Source organism: Kushneria pakistanensis, from assembly GCF_014652795.1.
Taxonomy (GTDB): domain Bacteria; phylum Pseudomonadota; class Gammaproteobacteria; order Pseudomonadales; family Halomonadaceae; genus Kushneria; species Kushneria pakistanensis.
The window spans coordinates 656,099-673,765 of record NZ_BMZM01000003.1; the positions used below are offsets into that span (position 1 = coordinate 656,099).

Annotated in this window: 16 protein-coding genes and 1 other RNA gene; 8 read left to right on the forward strand and 9 right to left on the reverse strand. The window is 59.7% G+C overall.

Features of this window, described 5'->3' with window-relative positions:
* Positions 1–16: 16 nt before the first annotated feature.
* From IE123_RS13395 to IE123_RS13410, 4 genes are all read right to left on the reverse strand, one after another.
* A complete protein-coding gene (locus tag IE123_RS13395) occupies positions 17–298 on the reverse strand; it encodes a YqjK family protein (RefSeq protein WP_189519003.1) in 282 nt (93 codons plus the stop codon).
* Positions 285–710: a phage holin family protein gene (locus IE123_RS13400; protein ID WP_189519004.1), complete on the reverse strand. Its 426-nt coding sequence runs from the start codon at positions 708–710 to the stop codon at positions 285–287. Before IE123_RS13400 ends, IE123_RS13395 begins: the two co-directional genes overlap by 14 nt.
* Positions 710–1,036, reverse strand: a complete 327-nt coding sequence (locus IE123_RS13405; RefSeq protein ID WP_189519005.1) for an ElaB/YgaM/YqjD family protein — start codon at positions 1,034–1,036, stop codon at positions 710–712. Before IE123_RS13405 ends, IE123_RS13400 begins: the two co-directional genes overlap by 1 nt.
* A gap of 93 nt (positions 1,037–1,129) precedes the next feature.
* Complete coding sequence (locus IE123_RS13410) at positions 1,130–2,035, reverse strand: phospholipase A (protein WP_189519006.1); 906 nt, start codon at positions 2,033–2,035, stop codon at positions 1,130–1,132.
* A 246-nt stretch (positions 2,036–2,281) separates the two neighbouring features.
* Here IE123_RS13410 and mscK point away from each other — a divergent pair, with 246 nt between their 5' ends.
* Positions 2,282–5,641, forward strand: coding sequence for a mechanosensitive channel MscK (gene mscK, locus IE123_RS13415; RefSeq protein ID WP_229819762.1), 3,360 nt, complete (start codon positions 2,282–2,284; stop codon positions 5,639–5,641).
* Between the two features lie 6 nt (positions 5,642–5,647).
* Here the strand turns inward: mscK and IE123_RS13420 are convergent, their stop codons facing one another.
* The 4 genes from IE123_RS13420 to IE123_RS13435 all read right to left on the reverse strand — a co-directional run bounded on the left by IE123_RS13420 (position 5,648) and on the right by IE123_RS13435 (position 9,629).
* Positions 5,648–6,409 carry a TlyA family RNA methyltransferase gene (locus IE123_RS13420; protein WP_189519182.1) on the reverse strand — a complete coding sequence of 254 codons (762 nt, stop codon included), beginning with the start codon at positions 6,407–6,409 and terminating at the stop codon, positions 5,648–5,650.
* 71 nt (positions 6,410–6,480) lie between these two features.
* A complete protein-coding gene (locus IE123_RS13425; protein ID WP_189519008.1) occupies positions 6,481–7,590 on the reverse strand; it encodes an ABC transporter substrate-binding protein in 1,110 nt (369 codons plus the stop codon).
* A complete protein-coding gene (locus IE123_RS13430; protein WP_189519010.1) occupies positions 7,590–8,957 on the reverse strand; it encodes a sensor histidine kinase in 1,368 nt (455 codons plus the stop codon). Before IE123_RS13430 ends, IE123_RS13425 begins: the two co-directional genes overlap by 1 nt.
* Positions 8,958–8,960: 3 nt before the next feature.
* Entirely contained in the window at positions 8,961–9,629 is a 669-nt protein-coding gene (locus IE123_RS13435) for a response regulator transcription factor (RefSeq protein WP_189519012.1), read from the reverse strand.
* 192 nt (positions 9,630–9,821) lie between these two features.
* Here IE123_RS13435 and ffs point away from each other — a divergent pair.
* The 7 genes from ffs to IE123_RS13470 all read left to right on the forward strand — a co-directional run bounded on the left by ffs (position 9,822) and on the right by IE123_RS13470 (position 15,423).
* Positions 9,822–9,918, forward strand: an RNA gene (gene ffs / locus IE123_RS13440) — signal recognition particle sRNA small type.
* Positions 9,919–10,179: 261 nt separating this feature from the next.
* The gene (dnaX, locus tag IE123_RS13445) at positions 10,180–12,336 is read left to right on the forward strand and encodes a DNA polymerase III subunit gamma/tau (protein ID WP_189519014.1); all 2,157 of its coding nucleotides are present in this window, start codon (positions 10,180–10,182) and stop codon (positions 12,334–12,336) included.
* A 50-nt stretch (positions 12,337–12,386) separates the two neighbouring features.
* Positions 12,387–12,713 (forward strand): YbaB/EbfC family nucleoid-associated protein, encoded by a 327-nt coding sequence (locus tag IE123_RS13450; RefSeq protein WP_189519016.1) that lies wholly within the window; start codon positions 12,387–12,389, stop codon positions 12,711–12,713.
* A gap of 14 nt (positions 12,714–12,727) precedes the next feature.
* On the forward strand, positions 12,728–13,339 hold the full coding sequence (gene recR / locus IE123_RS13455) for a recombination mediator RecR (protein ID WP_189519018.1): 612 nt from the start codon (positions 12,728–12,730) through the stop codon (positions 13,337–13,339).
* Positions 13,340–13,465: 126 nt separating this feature from the next.
* The gene (gene rnd / locus IE123_RS13460) at positions 13,466–14,620 is read left to right on the forward strand and encodes a ribonuclease D (protein ID WP_189519020.1); all 1,155 of its coding nucleotides are present in this window, start codon (positions 13,466–13,468) and stop codon (positions 14,618–14,620) included.
* A gap of 27 nt (positions 14,621–14,647) precedes the next feature.
* Positions 14,648–14,956 carry a YcgL domain-containing protein gene (locus tag IE123_RS13465; RefSeq protein ID WP_189519022.1) on the forward strand — a complete coding sequence of 103 codons (309 nt, stop codon included), beginning with the start codon at positions 14,648–14,650 and terminating at the stop codon, positions 14,954–14,956.
* Positions 14,957–14,976: 20 nt separating this feature from the next.
* Positions 14,977–15,423 carry a YcgN family cysteine cluster protein gene (locus IE123_RS13470; protein ID WP_189519025.1) on the forward strand — a complete coding sequence of 149 codons (447 nt, stop codon included), beginning with the start codon at positions 14,977–14,979 and terminating at the stop codon, positions 15,421–15,423.
* 110 nt (positions 15,424–15,533) lie between these two features.
* On the opposite strand, the gene IE123_RS13475 is transcribed toward IE123_RS13470, so the two are convergent.
* Entirely contained in the window at positions 15,534–17,627 is a 2,094-nt protein-coding gene (locus IE123_RS13475; RefSeq protein WP_189519027.1) for a S9 family peptidase, read from the reverse strand.
* Between the last annotated feature and the right edge of the window lie 40 nt (positions 17,628–17,667).

Below are 17,667 nucleotides of genomic sequence, written 5' to 3' on the forward strand. Positions count from 1 at the left end.
TCATATGGACTTTCGATCAGCGCCCAATCATCTTTTTGGCACGTCGCGCCATGGTGTAGGCGACGATCGAGCGTTTGAGCATTCTGCCCACTCGACCCTTGCTGCGTGAAAGCATGGTCACGAGAACGCCAGAGCCCAGCAGGATCGGGCCCTTGTAACGAGCAAGCTGCTGCCACCCCTGATCGATCGGCGCTGTGGCTTCATGCCAGTCACGTACAGCGCTCGTTATCTGGAGGCGTTCCTGCATGATGCGCTGTTCAAAGCGATGGCGCCGGGCTGCCAGTTCATCTTTCTTCATGCCGTTCTCCCACACGGGTGTGGTCGATGCGCGTTTGATCCAGCAGTTCCTTGTCTTCGCTAAAGCGTGCAAGCGTCGAGCGCAAAAGGCTTGGTTCTCGCGAGATGGCGCGCACACGTAGCGATACCAGAAGTCCTGACAGAATCAGGATGCCAGCCGCGATACCGATAGCCAGCAGGCGATGGTCCTGCCAGAAGGCCACAATGATCAACAGCATCAGCATGCCGATGCCGAAGGCAAACAGCAGCAGCGCAATGCCTGACAGCAGAAGCAGCGAAAAAAGCCTTGCGCGTTCTTCCTGAAGCTCGATAACGGCAAGACGCAGACGCGTCTCACCGGTATCCAGAAGATTTTTCAGAAGTCGCCGCGCGGCCAGGATAACGCGTTCGGCTGGGCCGCTACCGGAAGACATCAGCTGCGACCGAGAATCAGGCCTACCACGACACCCAGTGCTGCACCGTAGCCGACACTTTTCCAGGGGTTGCTGCGTACATATTCATCAGCACATTCCAGGCTGTCCTGCGCCTGATGGCGAACGCGCTCACCGCTGGCCGCCAGGCGTGCGCGGGTCTCTTCAAGCTTTGCTTCTGCGCGCTCACGAAGGCGAGCGACATTTTCACGAGAATCATCGGCAGTCGCCTGCATCAGTTCCTCGATTGTGCTGGAAAGCTGACGCAGATCCTCGCGCAGCTGTTCCTGGCTTTCGCTGTCATTCCCCTTGATAGGCTTCATGGCCATGCTATGTCTCTCCGTTGACAATAAGGTTGCCTCATCATCATAACAGCCTGGGCGTTAGCTTCAATGTAAAGACATTACGTTTTGATTAACGCATCAAAGGGTATCCGGTATACCCAGAAATGACGTGTTGAGTGAAAAGCCAATGCCGATTCGCCGATTGTAGTGATTGTAATCAATCATGCTTTCACCATAGCCCTCGTAATACTGCACCATCCCCCTGATCTTGCCATGAAGCGGAAAGGAGTAATCCAGCTGGTTGCCAAAATGCCCCTTGGCAGGATTGCCACGAGTTAAAAGCGTGACTTCGTGCTGATTATCGAACAGATAACCCACCGTAATATCGGCGTATCCGACATAGTCTTCGATATCGGGATTGTCATCATTGCTGCTGGATTCAGGGATGCGCCAGAAGGGCGCCACTGACAGGGTCAGTTTGCCTTTTTGCCAGATGCTGTCCACATAGATGCGGTTCCAGCTGCGTGACAGCGGGTCGGAGCGCCCGTTGGACTGATGCAGTAGCCCGACCCGGTTGGCCGTATTGTTCCAGCCGCCCAGATCATAGTCGTTGTCAAAGCTTAAAAAGATTTCCGGCTCGTAGTTGGTCTCACGAAAGGGAGACGAGGCGTCAGCATTGTAGGCCTGCCACCAGGAGCGCTGGGTATAGGCGAAATAGAGATCACCATTGTCGCCAAAGATGTTGTCCAGAAGACCTACCTTGACGCTGAACTGGAATTTCACCTCACCGCGATCAACCCCGGCCTCGTCGATTTCCTTGAAGTCCTTGGCATTGGGGCGGCTGTTATAGGTGTAAGGCATCAGATAGTTGCGCTTGTACACCGTAATGGCCACGGGGTTCATCATGGCCTGCCGTTCCAGTGCCTGGCGATTGCGCTCCTGGCCGAGCGTATCATCGCTGTTGGTGTCAGCATGGGCCAGCGGAGTGATCATCAGCGTGCATGGCAGCAGAGCCAGCAACAGACGTTGAACACGATGAGTCATAGAGATCCATTCCAGAGGTGACAGACGTCGTGATGAGCTTATCATGGCGCCCTGAATTCGACATGCCCCATGATGGGGTGCGCCCTGCCGAGATGACCGTGATTATCGGCAGCCTTGAGTAGCGTTTTAGTTATTTCCTGGTAGATCGATATTATGTCTGCGCAGGAAGTTCTAATCCAGAGATGTTCATTCATGTGAGGTATGGCCAGCATGGTAAAGCCTGTCAGGGTCTTGGCGTGCCAAGGCATGCTGTTTTTAACGATATTGATGCTCTTTTTGGTGGCACCCCGGGCACTGGCCGGTGAGCAGGGCATACCGTCTCGTCAATCCATTGATGAGCAGATAAGGCAGTTTGAAGGCAATGATCCCCAGAGTGCGGCTGACCAGCAGGTGCTGGAGACGCTGAACAGAACACGTGAAGCGCTGGAGGCACTGAGTAATACGCAAAGGGAACAGGCAGCGCTGGAAGATCGGGTCAATCGGGCCGATCAACAGCGCCGTCAGTACCAGGATCAGCTGCAGGGAATGGAGAGTGATCGCGCGCTGGACAGCGAAACACTGGGCAGAAGTTCGCTTGAGCAGCTTGAGCAACGACTGGGGAGCACCGTCGAGGATCTCAAGCGGCAACAGGAGCAGCTTGGTGAGGTCTCGCGTGCATTGATCAGCGCCCAGACCCTGCCGGAACGGGTGCAGGCCACCATCAGTGATGCGCGACGTGAGCAGCAGCAGCTCAATGATTCGCTGGATTCAGGCGATGGCGGCGCCCCGAGCAATGAGCGCCAACAGCTGGTGAACGTCCGTATGGCGCTGCTGGATGCCCGAATCGAGCTGGGCCAGCGCCAGCTGGCCAACAGCACGATACTGCGTGACGTCAACCAGATGCACCGAGAGCTTCTGGCGCGCCAGATCGATATCAACCAGAACGCGCTGCTGGTGCTGCAGGAGGCCATCAATCAAAAGCGTCGGGATGCTTCCGAACAGGCCATCGCCGAGGCGGCTCACGTTGGTGACAACGACCGGATCAGCAATCCGGTGGTAGACGAGGCGAGAGCCCAGAATCGGGCGCTGGCCCAGGAGCTTTTGCACACGACTGATCGCGCCAACACCATGATTCGTGATGGCATCAATACCCGGGCCCGGCTTGAACAGGTGCGTCAGGTCGAGCGCACGCTCAATGAGCAGATCGAAGCATTGCGTGGCAGCCTTTTGTTGTCACGGGTGCTGCGCCAGCAGCGCGGGTCGCTGCCGGATGTCCAGAGCCAGCACAGCCTGCAGGAGGAGATTGGTGATCTGCGTCTGCGCCAGTTTGATATCGGTCAGTCACGCCAGGCACTGGCCAATCCGTCGCGCTATATCGAGGAGCATCTCCAGGACGAGGACCCGCTGACCGGTCAGACACGCCAGGTACTGCTTCAGACACTGGAGATGCGTCGGGATCTGCTGGATCAGCTGGACCGGGAGTACGGCAATCTGCTGAGTCGGGCCATCGATGTGCAGCTCAACCAGCAGCAGCTTCTGGATATCAGCCGTTCGGTGCGCGATACCATCGAAGAGCAGCTTTTCTGGGTCGCCAACGGCCAGCCGCTGGGATTGACATGGCTTGGTGATCTTCCGGAGCGCCTTGGACAACAGCTGTTCGGTGGTCAGTGGTTTCAGAGTCTGGGGTCGCTATGGGCAATGCCTTCACCACGTGCGTTGCTGGCCGTTCCCATTCTGATCATGGCCGGGCTGATGGCCTTTTTCCGTCGTCGCATCAAGGCCTACCTGCTGGAGCTGCACAATCAGATCGGTCGTCTCAAGCGTGATACGCAGCTGCACACGCCCCGAGCAATCGTGCTCAACCTCATTCTCTCCTCCACGACCCCGCTAATACTTTTGGCAGTGGGTATTGCCCTGTGGCTGGGCGGTGAAGGGCTCGCCGTCTCGTTTGGTCGAGCGCTGCTGCAACTGGCGCTTGCCCTGCAGGTCTTCGGTCTTATTCGACGTCTGCTGGTGCCTGATGGGGTGGCAACACGCCATTTTCACTGGCCCGCATCCTACGTTGACCGACTACGGCGCAATATATTCTGGATGGGCTGCAGTGTGGCGCCGGTGGTCATGGTAGCCAGTATCGCCGAGCAGGCCGACAGTCGGCTGGCGGATCAGCCGCTGGCACTGCTGGTCATGCTGGTGGGCCTGATGGGCATGAGCGTTTTCATGCTGCGCCTGATTCTTGCCCACGTGCCATGGATGGGCGTGCGCCTTTTCCGGCTGCTGCTGGGTGTCACGCTTGCCATGGTGCCGCTGGCGCTGATCGGCATGATTCTTTTTGGCTACGAGTACACGGCGCTGCGCCTGTGCGGCCGCTTCATTCTGACGCTTTATATTCTGGCGCTGTGGCTTTTGGTCGAGGCCAGCGTGGTGCGCGGGCTGGCCGTAGCCGCGCGGCGTCTGGCGTATCGCCGTGCGGTGACGCGTCGGCGTGCTCAGGGGCGTGACAGTGCTGCCGAAAGCGGTGTAGATGTGGTCGAGGAGCCACCGCTGGATATGGAGCAGGTCAATCAGCAGTCGCTGCGCCTGTCCAAACTCATTTTGTTTTTGATCTTTATCAGCGTGTTGTATCTGGTCTGGGCCGACCTTCTGGGGGTGCTCTCCTATCTGGACAACGTCAATATTGGTCAGATCAGCGAAAGCGATGCGGCTGGCGGTGTCGTCAACGTGGTCACGCTGGCCGATGTGCTGACCGCACTGTTCATCCTTGGATTAATGATGATCATGGCGCGCAATCTGCCAGGGCTTCTGGAAGTCATGGTGCTCTCTCGGCTCAATCTCAAGCAGGGCAGTGCCTACGCGGTTACCTCCTTGCTGTCCTACACCATTATCGGTACCGGGATCGTGGCGGCATTGGGCACGCTTGGCGTGACCTGGGACAAGCTGCAGTGGCTGGTGGCCGCCCTGTCACTCGGTCTGGGTTTTGGCTTGCAGGAGATTTTTGCCAACTTCATTTCGGGTCTGATCATCCTGTTTGAACGGCCTATCCGTATTGGCGATACCATCACGCTGGGCAACCTGCACGGTACGGTCAGCCGGATTCGCATCCGCGCCACCACGGTCACGGATTTTGATCGCAAGGAGATCATCATCCCCAACAAGACCTTCGTTATCGATCAGCTGATCAACTGGTCGCTGAGCGATAACATTACGCGGGTGGTACTGACTTTCGGCGTGGCACACGGTACCGATCTCGACCTGGCTCATCGCATCCTGCGCCGCATTGCCGACGAGCACCCGAAGGTACTGGCCGACCCCGAGCCTCAAGTGTTCTGCATGGCCTATAGTCAGAGCGCCTTCAACTTCGAGCTGCGCGTGTTCGTCAACGAATTGGTCGACCGACTGGTGGTCACCGACGAGATCAACCGTCGAGTCGATGCCGAGTTCAAGTCCAACAAGCTGCGCGTGGCCTTTCAGCAGATGGATGTCTGGCTGCACAACGAAGACGGCGAGAAGCGTCTGGTACAGCAAAAAGCAGCGAAGGACGGCCGTCCGTCACCTCATGCCAGCAATGCGCACGATGGTGATCCGGGCGACGCTTCATCGGGTGATGCGCCCTCTGCAGAAATCCCCTGATCGTTGTCAGGAGGGGGTGCGTGTGGCATGCATTAAAAACTCCCGATTGCCGTCGCCTCCGGTAATCGGGCTGTCGCCCCAGTATTGCAGGCTGAATCCGGTCTGCTCGCAGCACATACGCAGGCGCGTCTCGACCTGATCAAAGTGGCGCGCATCACGCACGATACCGCCGCTGCCAATCTGTTCGGGGGAAAGTTCAAACTGCGGCTTGACCAGACTGAGCAGGTGCGCACCGGCCGGTAGCAGCCGTGCCAGTTCGGGCAGAATCAGCGTCTGGGAAATGAACGATACATCCATGACCGCGCCTGCAATGCCGTCAGGTGCCAGCGCCATGATCTGCTCGGTCGGCAGCTGGCGAGCATTGACACCTTCCAGACAGTGCACACGGCTGTCCTCACGCAGCATAGGATCCAGCTGGCCGTGACCGACCTCGATGCCAATCACGCGTGCTGCGCCGTGATGGAGCAGACAGTCGGTAAACCCGCCCGTCGACTGACCTACATCCAGCAGGGTGAGGTCCTGAGGCGTTATGCCGGTTGCAGCCAGCAGCGCCTCAAGCTTGAGGCCCGCACGCGAGACGTAGCGTTCCTCGGGGTCCTCCACGACATGAAACCGGCTCTCTTCGGGCAGTTTTTCCCCGGGTCGGGTCAGGGTGCGCGGCTGGCCATCCCCCATCAGTTGTACCCGTCCATGGCGAATCAGACGCTGGGCGCGCGTGCGTGAACGTACCAGTGCCTGCGCGACCAGAAGCTGATCGACACGTACCATCCTGCTCATGTTGATGTCCTGCGATGCAAGGGTTGCGAGGCCTGCGCGATCGGCAGGACCCTTTGGAAAACCTATTCTACCGTGCCTTCGACAATGTTCGGAGCAGCGATGCTGCGGGTATCAAAGATGGTCTGCCAGCGATCCAGCAGCGCTTCGCGCTTGAGCGGGTCAATCAGCGCTAAAAGTCCCGGGGTCAATTGGATGGGCTCAAGTGAGTCATCTGGCGACGTGGCGCCTTCGAAGGCCAGGAGCGGACTGCCCAGCGGTGTTCGGGTCGTCATGATCTGCTGACCCTGCCTTGAGGTGATAAAGGTCAGAAAGCGTCTGGCCATCTCGGGGTGCGGAGCGTTCATCGGAATCAATGCCAGGCGCTGCAATGCCAGGGCGTAATCGGTCGGCACCTGCATTGCCAGGTCGGGATGATCCTGAACGGCGCGGCGAGCATAGGAGCCCATCAGGTTGTAGCCGATCAGGTAACGGCCCTCGATCAACCCTTCAAGCATGTCCGCGGTGGAATCCAGCAGCTGCGTATCGGCCTCGCCCATGGCATCAAACAGTGCCCAGGCTTCCGTCGAGCGTGCCACATCCTGAGCCACGGCCATGAAGCCGGTCGGGCTTCGAGCGGGGTCATAGGTGGCCACACGTCCTGTCAGCGCCGTGTTTTTTTGATTCAAAAGCGCCAGAAGGCCTGCGTGATCTTCGGGCGGGGGAGCAATATCGGCCAGCTCCCGACGATAGACCATCACCAGCGGTTCATGGGTCAGTCCGATCAGCTCATCGCGCCAGCGAGCGCTTTCCGGCCAGTCAGGGTTGATAACGCCACTGCCCAGCGGCTGGGCATATCCGGCGTTGGCCAGCTGATACTGCTGCGCCATGGCAGAGGACATCAAAAGGTCGACGTTGGGCGGCACCGTGGCAGGCTGGGGGCGTTCGCCGCGAGAGGCGTCGTGATAGTGCAGCGTGATCTGTGGGTAGCGCTGATGAAAGGCCTCAAGCACCGGGCGCAGGATATCGGCTTCTACCACGCCCTGTATGTTGAGGGTTTCGTTGCCCTGACCCTGAAATCGAAGATTACCTTCAATGGACAGTGAAGGCTCGGCGGCACTGGCAGTCGTGGCAAGCGTTATTACTGACCATGCCACCAACATGAGGCGGTAACAGTAACGGCAGGGCTTGAGCATCAGGTCATTTCTCCGGGCAGATGCAGGCCGATCATGAACCCACCGCCGGGCAGGTGATGCATGACAATGGTTCCCCCATGGGCACGTGCCACGCCGTCGGCAATCGCCAGTCCCAGTCCGCTGCCGGGCCCCTGTTCCTGGCAGCGGTGAAACGGGCGCAGGACATCGTCCTGTTCGCCATTGTTGATCCCCGGGCCATCATCCTCGACATGAATCACGCTGTTAGCGGCATCAATGCCCACGGTCACCCGGGAGCGCGCGTAACGCAGGGCATTGTCGATCAGGTTGCTCAATGCCTCTTCCAGCTGCCAGCGATTGCCAGCGACAGACAGCTCGGGACAGGGCTCGGCAAGGCCCAGATCGATGCCGTTTTTGTCAGCCACGGGCAGAAATCGCACCAGCGTCTCGCGTGCCAGGGTCGCCAGCGCCACCGGCTGTCGTGTCAGGGGGGCCTCTGGCGAATGAAGACGTGTTAATGACAGGAGCTGCTCGGCCAGACGGGTGGCACGGTGCGTTCCGGCCTGTATTTCCTGTAGTGCCTGATGCCAGTGGGCACTGTCCTGGCTGCGAAGGGCCAGCTCTGCGCTGGCGGCAATGCCGGCAAGCGGTGTGCGCAGTTGATGAGAAGCGTCACCAATGAAGCGTTGTTCATGGATGCGCACCTGGCGCTGACGTGCCAGCAGGGCGTTGAGTGCGGCGAGAAGCTCTTCAAGCTCACGCGGCACCCTCACATGGATGGGAGAGAGATCATGTGCCGTGCGAGCCTTGAGTCGCCTGCGCAGCTGTTTCAGCGGGCGCAGTGCCAGGCGCAGGGTCATCAAAAGCCCTGCCACGGCCAGCGCCACAATGCCGGCCAGACGCAGGCTGCTGTCGCGAAAAAGCTGCCAGGTCATGGCGTGCCGTGCTTCCAGCGTATGGGCGACCAGCAGCGCGTAGGGCGCGCGGTTGTGCCAGCCCGTCAGGCGAGCGCCCAGGGCGCCCACGCGTAACGACAATCCATTGAAGGTGGCCGAACTGGTCTGAAAGCTTCCCGTGGCCGGCAGGTCCTGGATCAGTGCGACCAGAGCGGCATTGCCGCTGACGAGGTGCCCCTCGCGGTCGATGAGAGCATAAAAAACGCGCTCATCGCCGTGCGGAGCCAGCATGTTCAGTGCCGAGGCCGGTACATCGAACCAGAGGCGATCGTTGCGCCAGCTCACATGATCACTCATGACCTGAGCCGCTGAGGCCAGCAGTCGATCGTAGGCGCGATCGGCGCTGCGCTGTGCACTGTACCAGGACTGAAGCAGCAGCAGGGTGCAGGTCAGTAACAGCAGCAGGGAAAGTCCGCCCAGCAGGCGACGATGAAGACTGGCGGCCGACACCATGATTCAACGCAGCTCCAGACGATAGCCCATGCCGCGCACGGTGCGTATATGGATGTCACTGCCTTCAAGACGTCGGCGCAGGCGGTGGATGTAGACCTCCAGGGCGTTGTCCCGCAGGCTGTCGTCACCGCCAAAGGCTTCTGCCATCAGATCGGCGCGGCTGATGACCTTCTCGGCATGGCGCAGCAGACAGGCCATCAGCCGCAGCTCCCGGGTCGGCAGCTCCATAACGGTCTGGTTGAGTTCAAGGCGCTGGGTAGGTACGTGCAGGGCAAGCTGGCCCAGTTTCAGCGTATCGGAGGCCGTCGGTCGCGCGCGGCGCAAAAGTGCACGCACCCGGGCCTCGAACTCGCTGAGCGAGAAGGGCTTGGTGAGATAGTCATCGGCGCCCAGATCAAGGCCTTCCACACGATCCTCGATCGAGGCGCGCGCCGTCAGGATCAGCACGGGCGTGTGAGTGTCATGTCGGCGCAGCGTGGCCAGCACCTCAAGGCCGCTGCAGTGGGGCAGGTTCAGATCCAGAATCACCAGATCGAGCTGTCGACGCGTGGCGAGATGATCACAGGCATGATCACCGCGCGTGATGACGTCCAGCTGATCATCATATTCGAGCAGCAGTGTTTCAAGAGTCTGTGCCAGCAGCACGTCATCTTCGATGAGCAGTAGCGCCATGAAGGCTCCGCAGCGACTGAACGGGAGGGGGTTAGTCTACCCTGGTCGGTCGCTTCATCACGACTGTCCCCAACCTGCCGTGCCATCGCTTGCGATAAAGGCAGGCGTGCTGGTAAGATGCGCGCTCGGTTGATCGGGGGCTGGCCAGCGGCCGGTAAATATCCTGCCCTGACATCCGATGATGGTGACCCTTGATGGTCCTCTCGCAACGCGATATCGCGAACCCCGCCAGGCCCGGAAGGGAGCAACGGTAGTGATGGAGGCGTGTGCCGGGATGTGGCTGTTGAGGGTCGCCACCCTCCAGTCTTTCAGTGTCTTCCCCGTTTTGTTATCCGATGCCTGCCTTCCCTGTATGGCACCTTTTTGCTGTTTCAGCGATAAGGGGCAGATCAACATGGCCCTGGATATTCCATCGACGCTTTCATGACAGGGATCGATTGGCGCCTGCATACCCAGTCGATAGAATGGTCGGCCTATCCATCGGTTCGACGCCCCTTTCGATTTTCCAACGTCGATACTTCACCGCTTTGACTACAGGCTATAGCGCTGCATGAGCTATCAGGTACTGGCCCGCAAATGGCGGCCGCGCACATTTCATGAGCTGGTAGGGCAGGAGCATGTCAGTCGTGCGCTGGTCAACGCGCTTGATCAGGGGCGGCTACATCATGCCTATCTGTTTACCGGAACGCGCGGGGTGGGCAAGACCACGCTGGCACGCATTCTGGCCAAGTGCCTGAACTGTGAAACCGGCGTGACCTCACGACCGTGCGGGCAGTGCCAGACCTGTTGCGATATCGATCAGGGCCGGTTTGTCGATCTGATCGAAGTGGATGCCGCCTCTCGTACCCGCGTGGAAGACACCCGGGAGCTGCTCGACAACGTGCAGTATGCGCCCACCCAGGGGCGCTACAAGGTGTATCTCATCGATGAGGTACACATGCTCTCGACGCACAGCTTCAATGCGCTGTTGAAAACGCTTGAAGAGCCGCCCCCGCATGTCAGGTTCCTGCTGGCGACCACCGACCCGCAGAAGCTGCCTATCACGGTGCTGTCGCGCTGCCTGCAGTTTGCCCTGAAACGCATGACGCCCGAGCGCATTGTCGAGCATCTCGGCCACGTCCTTGCCCAGGAACAGACTGCCTTTGATACCGCGGCGCTCTGGCTGCTGGGGCGCGCCGCCGACGGCTCCATGCGTGACGCCATGTCACTGACCGACCAGGCCATTGCCTTTGGCCACGGTGAAGTGCGTGAAAATGACGTCATTGCCATGCTCGGGACCCTCGATCATCGCCAGATTCTGGCGCTGGTCGAGTCACTGGCGGGTGGCGATGCTGCAGACGTGTTGGCGCGGGTGGCCCAGCTGGCCGAGCAGGGCCCGGATTTTGCCGGTGTACTTGATGCCCTGTGTGGCGTGTTTCACCGTCTGGCGATTGCGCAGATGGTGCCGGCGGCACTGGATAATGCCCAGGGTGATCGCGAGACACTGATTGAGCTTGCGGCACATTTTACCCCCGAGGACGTGCAGCTTTACTACCAGATTGGGTTGAACGGCCGCGGCGATATGGACAACGCGCCCGAGCAGCGAACAGCGCTTGAAATGACACTGCTGCGCATGCTCGCCTTCCGGCCGCAGGGTGCGCCGGCGCCGGAGCACAAGCCGCTACCGATCCGGGCCGAGACGTCTTCCTCTACATCGACGGCACCGTCGACGACCGATGACGCAGCATCGCAGAAGGCATCTGCTGACGCTGCTCCGGTCTCAAACAGCTCACAGCCACATGCCCCTGCCCAGGGCGAATCGGTGACGGCCGAAACACCGACAGCACCTGTTGAGCAGCGTCAGGTTGAACCCTCTGCTGCTCCAGAGCCCGCGCCGCCCTGGAATGATGACGACGCAGGCGTTTCGCTGGTCAGTGCGCCCGAGAGCGCCGCCTATGGTGAGGCCTTGCAGGAAGAGGTGGGTGAGGCTGCGCCTGCAGATATTGTGCAACCGGCGGTGACCCCGGATGCACCGGCAGTACCGGATACACGCCAGTCGCTGACGGATAATGCTTCTGCCCGGATGACCGTAACGCCGACAGTGGATGAGCCTGCAGCAGATGATGAGCAGGACGATGCGCTCGACGAGTACATGAACGAAGCACTCGGCGACAACGCCGCCGGCCAGGCGCTGGAGGCAATGGTCGAAGGGCTCTGCGATCAATCCTCGCCGGATGAGGCCGACACATCAGCGACGGACGATACGCCGGCCTCCGAGGGTATCAGTACCCTGCCGGTCGAAGCCGATCACACGCCACTTGATAACGTCCGCTGGCTTGAACTCTTTCCTGGGCTGGGGCTTTCCGGGATGACCGCCAATCTGGTAGCCAACTGCGTTGTGCACCATGATGATGGTCACCATCTCGGGATGTGGCTGCATCACTCCCAGAGCGCCATGAATGCAGAAGTGCATCGTGAGCGCCTTGAAAAGGCCCTGACGGCACGAGGGCTTTCGCGCCGGGTCGCCATTGAGGTGGGTGACATTGATGAACATATCGAAACGCCGGCCCGGCGCCGTGCCCGACTGGAAAAGGCACGATTGCAGCGCGCCATTGAAGCCTTGCGTGATGACCCACATATTCAGTCTCTACAGGAAGTCTTCGGTGCCCGCCTGCTTGAGCGCAGTGTGACCTCGTTTGAGCAGGATGATGCTGGCAGCGGCAGCTGAACGTAGATATCGATAACGGTTTGATTCAACGACTCTCAAGGAAGGCAATCATGTTCAAGGGTGGCATGGGTAACCTGATGAAGCAGGCTCAGGAAATGCAGGACAAGATGCAAAAGGTTCAGGAAGAGATTGCTGATACCGAAGTGCATGGCGAGTCCGGTGCCGGCATGGTCAAGGTGACCATGAATGGTCGACACGACGTCACCTCGATCGAACTTGATCCGGCCATCATGCAGGAAGAGAAGGAATTTCTTGAAGACCTGCTGGCGGCTGCCGTCAATGATGCCGTGCGCAAGGTGGAAGTCAACTCGCGCACTAAAATGGAAGAAGCCACGCAGGGGCTTAACCTGCCGCCTGGCTTCAAGATGCCGTTCTAGGATACGCAGCATTCATGGCGACCTTTTCACCCCTGATCGACCGTTTGCTCGAAACGCTGCGCGTGCTGCCAGGCGTCGGGCCTCGTACCGCACAGCGCATGGCCTTTCATCTGCTGGAGCGTGACCGCGAGGGCGGACGTCGGCTGGCGTACGTGCTGGGCGAGGCGCTTGAGAACGTGGGCTACTGCGAGCGCTGTCGTAACCTGACGGAAAGTCATCTTTGCAGTATCTGCGAGGATACGCGCCGTGATGATCGTGCCCTGTGTGTGGTGGAGTCTCCGGCCGATCTTCTGGCCATTGAGGAGGCCGGCGGTTTTCGCGGGCGTTACTTTGTGCTCCATGGGCACCTTTCGCCCATCGATGGTATTGGTCCGGGTGATCTGGGGCTGGATCAGCTTGAGGCGCTGGTGCATCAACAGCAGATAGAAGAGCTGATTCTGGCCACCAATCCCACGGTGGAGGGCGAGGCGACCGCGCATTATATCGCCGAGCAGCTTCGCGCGCTGGGCGTGCGCTGCTCGCGTCTGGCCTATGGCGTTCCGATGGGGGGCGAGCTTGAGTATGTCGATGGCGGTACGCTGTCACGCGCCTTCATGGGACGTCAGCCCTTTGGCGAGCAGGGCTAGAAGCCGTTGCAACAAAAGCGCCTGTGTGAATACGAGCATCCTGGATGCGACAAGCCGCCGTGCGGCTTGTTTTATTTTATGACCTGCTGGCACCTGTGCCGGCCGGCCGCAGTAGACGGAATGGCTATGCCCACTGATGTAACCTGGCACTTTATTGATACCGAAGAGGCGCTTGAGCGCGCCTGCGCAGATCTCGCCACCCGCGAGGTGATCGGTGTGGACACCGAGTTCATGCGTGAAACGACCTTCTATCCGGTGCCTGCACTGATTCAGTTGGGCGATGCCGAGGTGGTCTACCTGATCGACCCGACCGTGGTGGCGCCCACCGCTTCCCTGCGCACACTGCTGGGTGATGAAGGGCCCCTGAAGATCTTGCATGCCTGCGGTGAGGACATGGAGATCTTCATGCACTGGACAGGGGACGTACCTTCTCCGATCGTGGATACCCAGCTGGCGCATGCCCTGCTGGGGGAGGAAAGCTCCATCAGTTATCAGCGGTTGGTGGATCACTGGGAGCAGCAGCATGTGCCCAAGGGAGAAACCCGCTCCAACTGGCTGCAACGCCCCTTGAGCGAGGAGCAGTGCCGCTATGCAGCGCTGGACGTGGTCTGGCTGTCATCAATCTGGCAGCGCCAGCAGATACCTCTTCGCGAGCAGGGCCGTCTTGCGTGGTTGCTTGAGGACTGTCATGCACTGGTCGAGGCAGCACGAGGCGTGCGTGATGATGAGCGCTGGTATCTGCGTCATCGCAATGCCTGGCGGCTCGAGCCGCGTCAACTGGCGGCCTTTCAGCGCCTGTGCGTCTGGCGGGAACGTGCCGTACGCGAGCGAAATCTGCCGCGTAACTGGCTGGCAAGCGATGCCATTCTGATGGAGATCGCGGCGGCATTGCCGGGTAATCGCTATGAGCTTTCCCGGATCGATGGCATCAAGCCTTCCCTGATCAAGCGCGAGGGTGACACGCTTTTGGCACTGATTCAGGAAGCGATGATGCTTGATGAATCCGTGCTGCCTACCGTACTGCCTTCCCCTGTCAGTGACGCCTACAAAAAGCGCATGAAGGCGCTGAAGGCTGCAGTCAGTGATCGTGCTCGTGAACTGTCACTTCCCTCCGAAGTGCTGGTGACCCGTCGTGAGCTTGAGCGCTGGATCAGTGCCGATCTTCAGCACACTGACTGGCCCAGCCTGAGCGGCTGGCGTGGCGATGTCCTCAATGACGCTCTGGCATCGGCACTGTCAAAAAATGAGCGTGCTCCAGTCTCTGCTCCTGATAAGCGCTGAGACCACCATGCCCCTGTGGAGAACACCATGACCCCAACACCGTTACTGTGTCAGATCTACAAGAGTCCGCGACAGGAAGAGATGTTTCTGTATGTGGATCGTACGCGTGGGCTGGAAGTGGTGCCTCAGGAGCTGCTGGCAGGTTTTGGGACCCCGCAATCCATCATGATGATGGTCATGACGCCGGAGCGAACGCTGGCCCGCGTGGATACCGAACAGGTCATCACGGCACTGAAGGAAAAGGGCTATTACTTGCAGATGCCCCCCGGCGGTGATGCGCGATCACGTGACCTTGCCTTTGACGTCAGCGATCATGCTGCTGATCAGGCGCGCTGATAGACGTTTCAGGAGTCAGCATGCGTGAGCGATTCTGGGAAAGATTTCCGCTGGAGGCCCTGACGCCCCAGGAATGGGAGGCCGTCTGCGATGGCTGCGGACAGTGTTGTCTGGTCAGGCTTGAAGATGAAGAAAATCAGGAGATCGTGACGTTGTCGGTGGCCTGTCGTCTTTTTGATACAAAAGACTGTCGCTGCAGTGATTACGAGCATCGCTTTGACAAGGTGCCGGACTGTCTACAGCTCACTCCGGAGCGCGCTCGGGCATTCCACTGGCTGCCCGAGACCTGTGGCTATCGGCGTCTGGCGCAGTCAAAACCGCTGCCCAAATGGCATCCTCTGCGCAGCGGCGATTTGTCAGGTGCACGCCGCGCCGGGATCAGCATGCATGGCATGGCCGTCAGTGAGGCGGTGGTTCCCGAGAGTGACTATGAGGATTACATCATTGCCGTAATCCCCTGCCAGTAGCGCCCGGGAAGGGCAGCATTGGCGCGCTGTATCGGCCTGGCAGAAAAGGGGCACGCTTTCGTCATGAAGCGTGCCTTTTGTTCGATCAGGCTGCCGATGTTTGAGTAGTATCAGCCGTCCTGCGCTGGCGTGTCAGGTGACAGAGTGCCCTGTGACAGCCCCAGCGCCCACAGGATAAAGGCATCCTGTCGGGCCACATCGCGCCAGGCGTGAAAGCGTCCCGAGGCGCCGCCGTGGCCGGCACTCATGTCGGTGCGCAGCAGTACCGGACCGCGGGCGCTATCAAGCTCGATCAGGCGGGCATAAAGCTTGGCCGGCTCCCAGTAGGGCACGCGCGAATCGTGCCAGCTGCCCTGCAGATAGACGGCCGGCCATGGCGCCGGGACCAGATTGTTCAGCGGCGAATAGCCCTTGATGCGCCGATGGGCTTCAGGCTCCTCGGGATTGCCCCATTCGGTATATTCCGCAGTGGTCAGCGGCAGATCCGGATTTTCCATGGTGCGCAGGACATCGACAAAGGGCACATCCAGTACAGCAGCACAGAAGGCGTGAGGATCGAGATTCACGCTGGCCGCGACCAGTAGCCCGCCAGCACTGGCGCCGTAGGCGGCAATATGGTGCTCCTGTGCGATGCCGTGCTCGACCAGCACATTACGTGCCGCCAGAAAGTCGCGAAAGCTGTTTTCCTTGTGCTCCAGCTTGCCGGCCAGATACCAGGGCTCGCCGCGGTCTCCGCCGCCGCGCACATGGGCGACAGCAAAGGCACCACCGCGCGCCAGAAGCTCAAGGCGTGAAATCGAAAACCAGGGGTCAAGCGTCTGCCCGTAGGCGCCGTAGCCATAGAGCAGGGTCGGCAGCGGACCACGATCGATCAGATCGGCACGTGCCACCACCGAGACTGGTACACGCTCGCCATCAAAGGAGGTCGCCCAGAGTCGGCGGCAGGCCAGCTGTCCGGGTTGGAGATCGCCATAAATGGGCTGCTGGCGCAGCAGGCGTCGCTCTGCGCTGTCAATATTGAACTCGATCCAGCGTGGTGGCGTCGTAAAGGATTCTTCATGCAGACGAAGACAGCGCGTATCGAAATGCGGCGTGTCGGCCAGTCCAAGACTGCAGGGCGTTTCAGGAATGGGCAGCCATTCATCGCGCGTCACGTCATGCTGCTCGTCAAGCTGCATCAGGCGCAGGTGGACCTGAGCACTGTCATGGTCACGCTCGGTCAGTACCAACCCCCAGGAAAAGGCATCCACATCTTCCAGGGTGGTATTGGCGCGATGCGCGATCATCGGCACCCATTGATCAGGTGCATACTCATCGGCGCGCTCAAGACAAAAGTGCACGGCGTTACGGTTGTGGAGCACATAAAACATGCCCGGGCGGTGATCGATGCCATACTCCACACCGGTTTCGCGCGGATGAAAGCAGCGTGGGGCCGTCTCTGGTGCAGTAGCGGGAACCAGGTGGCTCTCGCTGGTGTCCTTGGAAGCACTATGGATGACAAGCCATTCACGCGAACGGGTCTTGTCCAGTCCAACCCAGAACTCGACATCGGTTTCTTCAAACAGACAGACCGCTTCATCATGGGCGCGATGACGCCGCCATACCGTGGCCGGGCGCTGGGTGGCGTCATAACGGGTAAAGAGTACCGTGGCGTTGTCTTCTGCCCAGCACAGGTCAGGCCCGATACCGCGCTCAAGACGGATGGTCTCGCCATCAGGTAGATGGCGCAGATAGAGATCAAAATACTCATTGCCCTGGGTATCCAGCGTCCAGGCCATCCACTGCTCGTCTTCGGACAGGGCGAGATCACCCAGTTCCATAAAGCTGCTGTGGCGGGAGAGTTCTTGCAGGTCAATCAGGCACTCATGACCACGGCGCTCAATATCCAGATGATCGAAGTCATCCCCGATCGGATGGCGCCAGAAGACCGGATAGTCAGCATCGGCTGCCGTCTCGCTCCAGTACACGAAATGATCAAAGGGCGTGGCCAGCCCCGTCACGGCCAGTTCTCGACGGGCAAGATGGCTGTCAAACAGGGTACGGGTGAGCGAATCGAGTGGTTCAAACCACTGATCACATTCAAGGTTTACGGCTTCAAGAAACTCGGCCACCTCCTGGTGATCCCGGTTTTCAAGCCAGTGCCAGTGGGGATCTTCGACTTTCCTGAAGCGCGCAACCGGCGCGGGGGATGGATGTTCTTTCATAATGTGCAGTGTAACATTGGTCGCTGTATTTAACCCGGAG

Excerpts from the sequence above, each read along its gene's own strand:
- IE123_RS13410 (WP_189519006.1), bottom strand. The coding sequence starts at position 2,035 with ATGACTCATCGTGTTCAACGTCTGTTGCTGGCTCTGCTGCCATGCACG.
- IE123_RS13430 (WP_189519010.1), bottom strand. The coding sequence starts at position 8,957 with ATGGTGTCGGCCGCCAGTCTTCATCGTCGCCTGCTGGGCGGACTTTCC.
- dnaX (WP_189519014.1), top strand. The coding sequence starts at position 10,180 with ATGAGCTATCAGGTACTGGCCCGCAAATGGCGGCCGCGCACATTTCAT.
- IE123_RS13470 (WP_189519025.1), top strand. The coding sequence starts at position 14,977 with ATGCGTGAGCGATTCTGGGAAAGATTTCCGCTGGAGGCCCTGACGCCC.
- mscK (WP_229819762.1), top strand. The coding sequence starts at position 2,282 with ATGCTGTTTTTAACGATATTGATGCTCTTTTTGGTGGCACCCCGGGCA.
- IE123_RS13465 (WP_189519022.1), top strand. The coding sequence starts at position 14,648 with ATGACCCCAACACCGTTACTGTGTCAGATCTACAAGAGTCCGCGACAG.
- rnd (WP_189519020.1), top strand. The coding sequence starts at position 13,466 with ATGCCCACTGATGTAACCTGGCACTTTATTGATACCGAAGAGGCGCTT.
- IE123_RS13475 (WP_189519027.1), bottom strand. The coding sequence starts at position 17,627 with ATGAAAGAACATCCATCCCCCGCGCCGGTTGCGCGCTTCAGGAAAGTC.
- IE123_RS13405 (WP_189519005.1), bottom strand. The coding sequence starts at position 1,036 with ATGGCCATGAAGCCTATCAAGGGGAATGACAGCGAAAGCCAGGAACAG.
- IE123_RS13400 (WP_189519004.1), bottom strand. The coding sequence starts at position 710 with ATGTCTTCCGGTAGCGGCCCAGCCGAACGCGTTATCCTGGCCGCGCGG.
- IE123_RS13395 (WP_189519003.1), bottom strand. The coding sequence starts at position 298 with ATGAAGAAAGATGAACTGGCAGCCCGGCGCCATCGCTTTGAACAGCGC.
- IE123_RS13420 (WP_189519182.1), bottom strand. The coding sequence starts at position 6,409 with ATGGTACGTGTCGATCAGCTTCTGGTCGCGCAGGCACTGGTACGTTCA.
- IE123_RS13450 (WP_189519016.1), top strand. The coding sequence starts at position 12,387 with ATGTTCAAGGGTGGCATGGGTAACCTGATGAAGCAGGCTCAGGAAATG.
- recR (WP_189519018.1), top strand. The coding sequence starts at position 12,728 with ATGGCGACCTTTTCACCCCTGATCGACCGTTTGCTCGAAACGCTGCGC.
- IE123_RS13435 (WP_189519012.1), bottom strand. The coding sequence starts at position 9,629 with ATGGCGCTACTGCTCATCGAAGATGACGTGCTGCTGGCACAGACTCTT.
- IE123_RS13425 (WP_189519008.1), bottom strand. The coding sequence starts at position 7,590 with ATGCTCAAGCCCTGCCGTTACTGTTACCGCCTCATGTTGGTGGCATGG.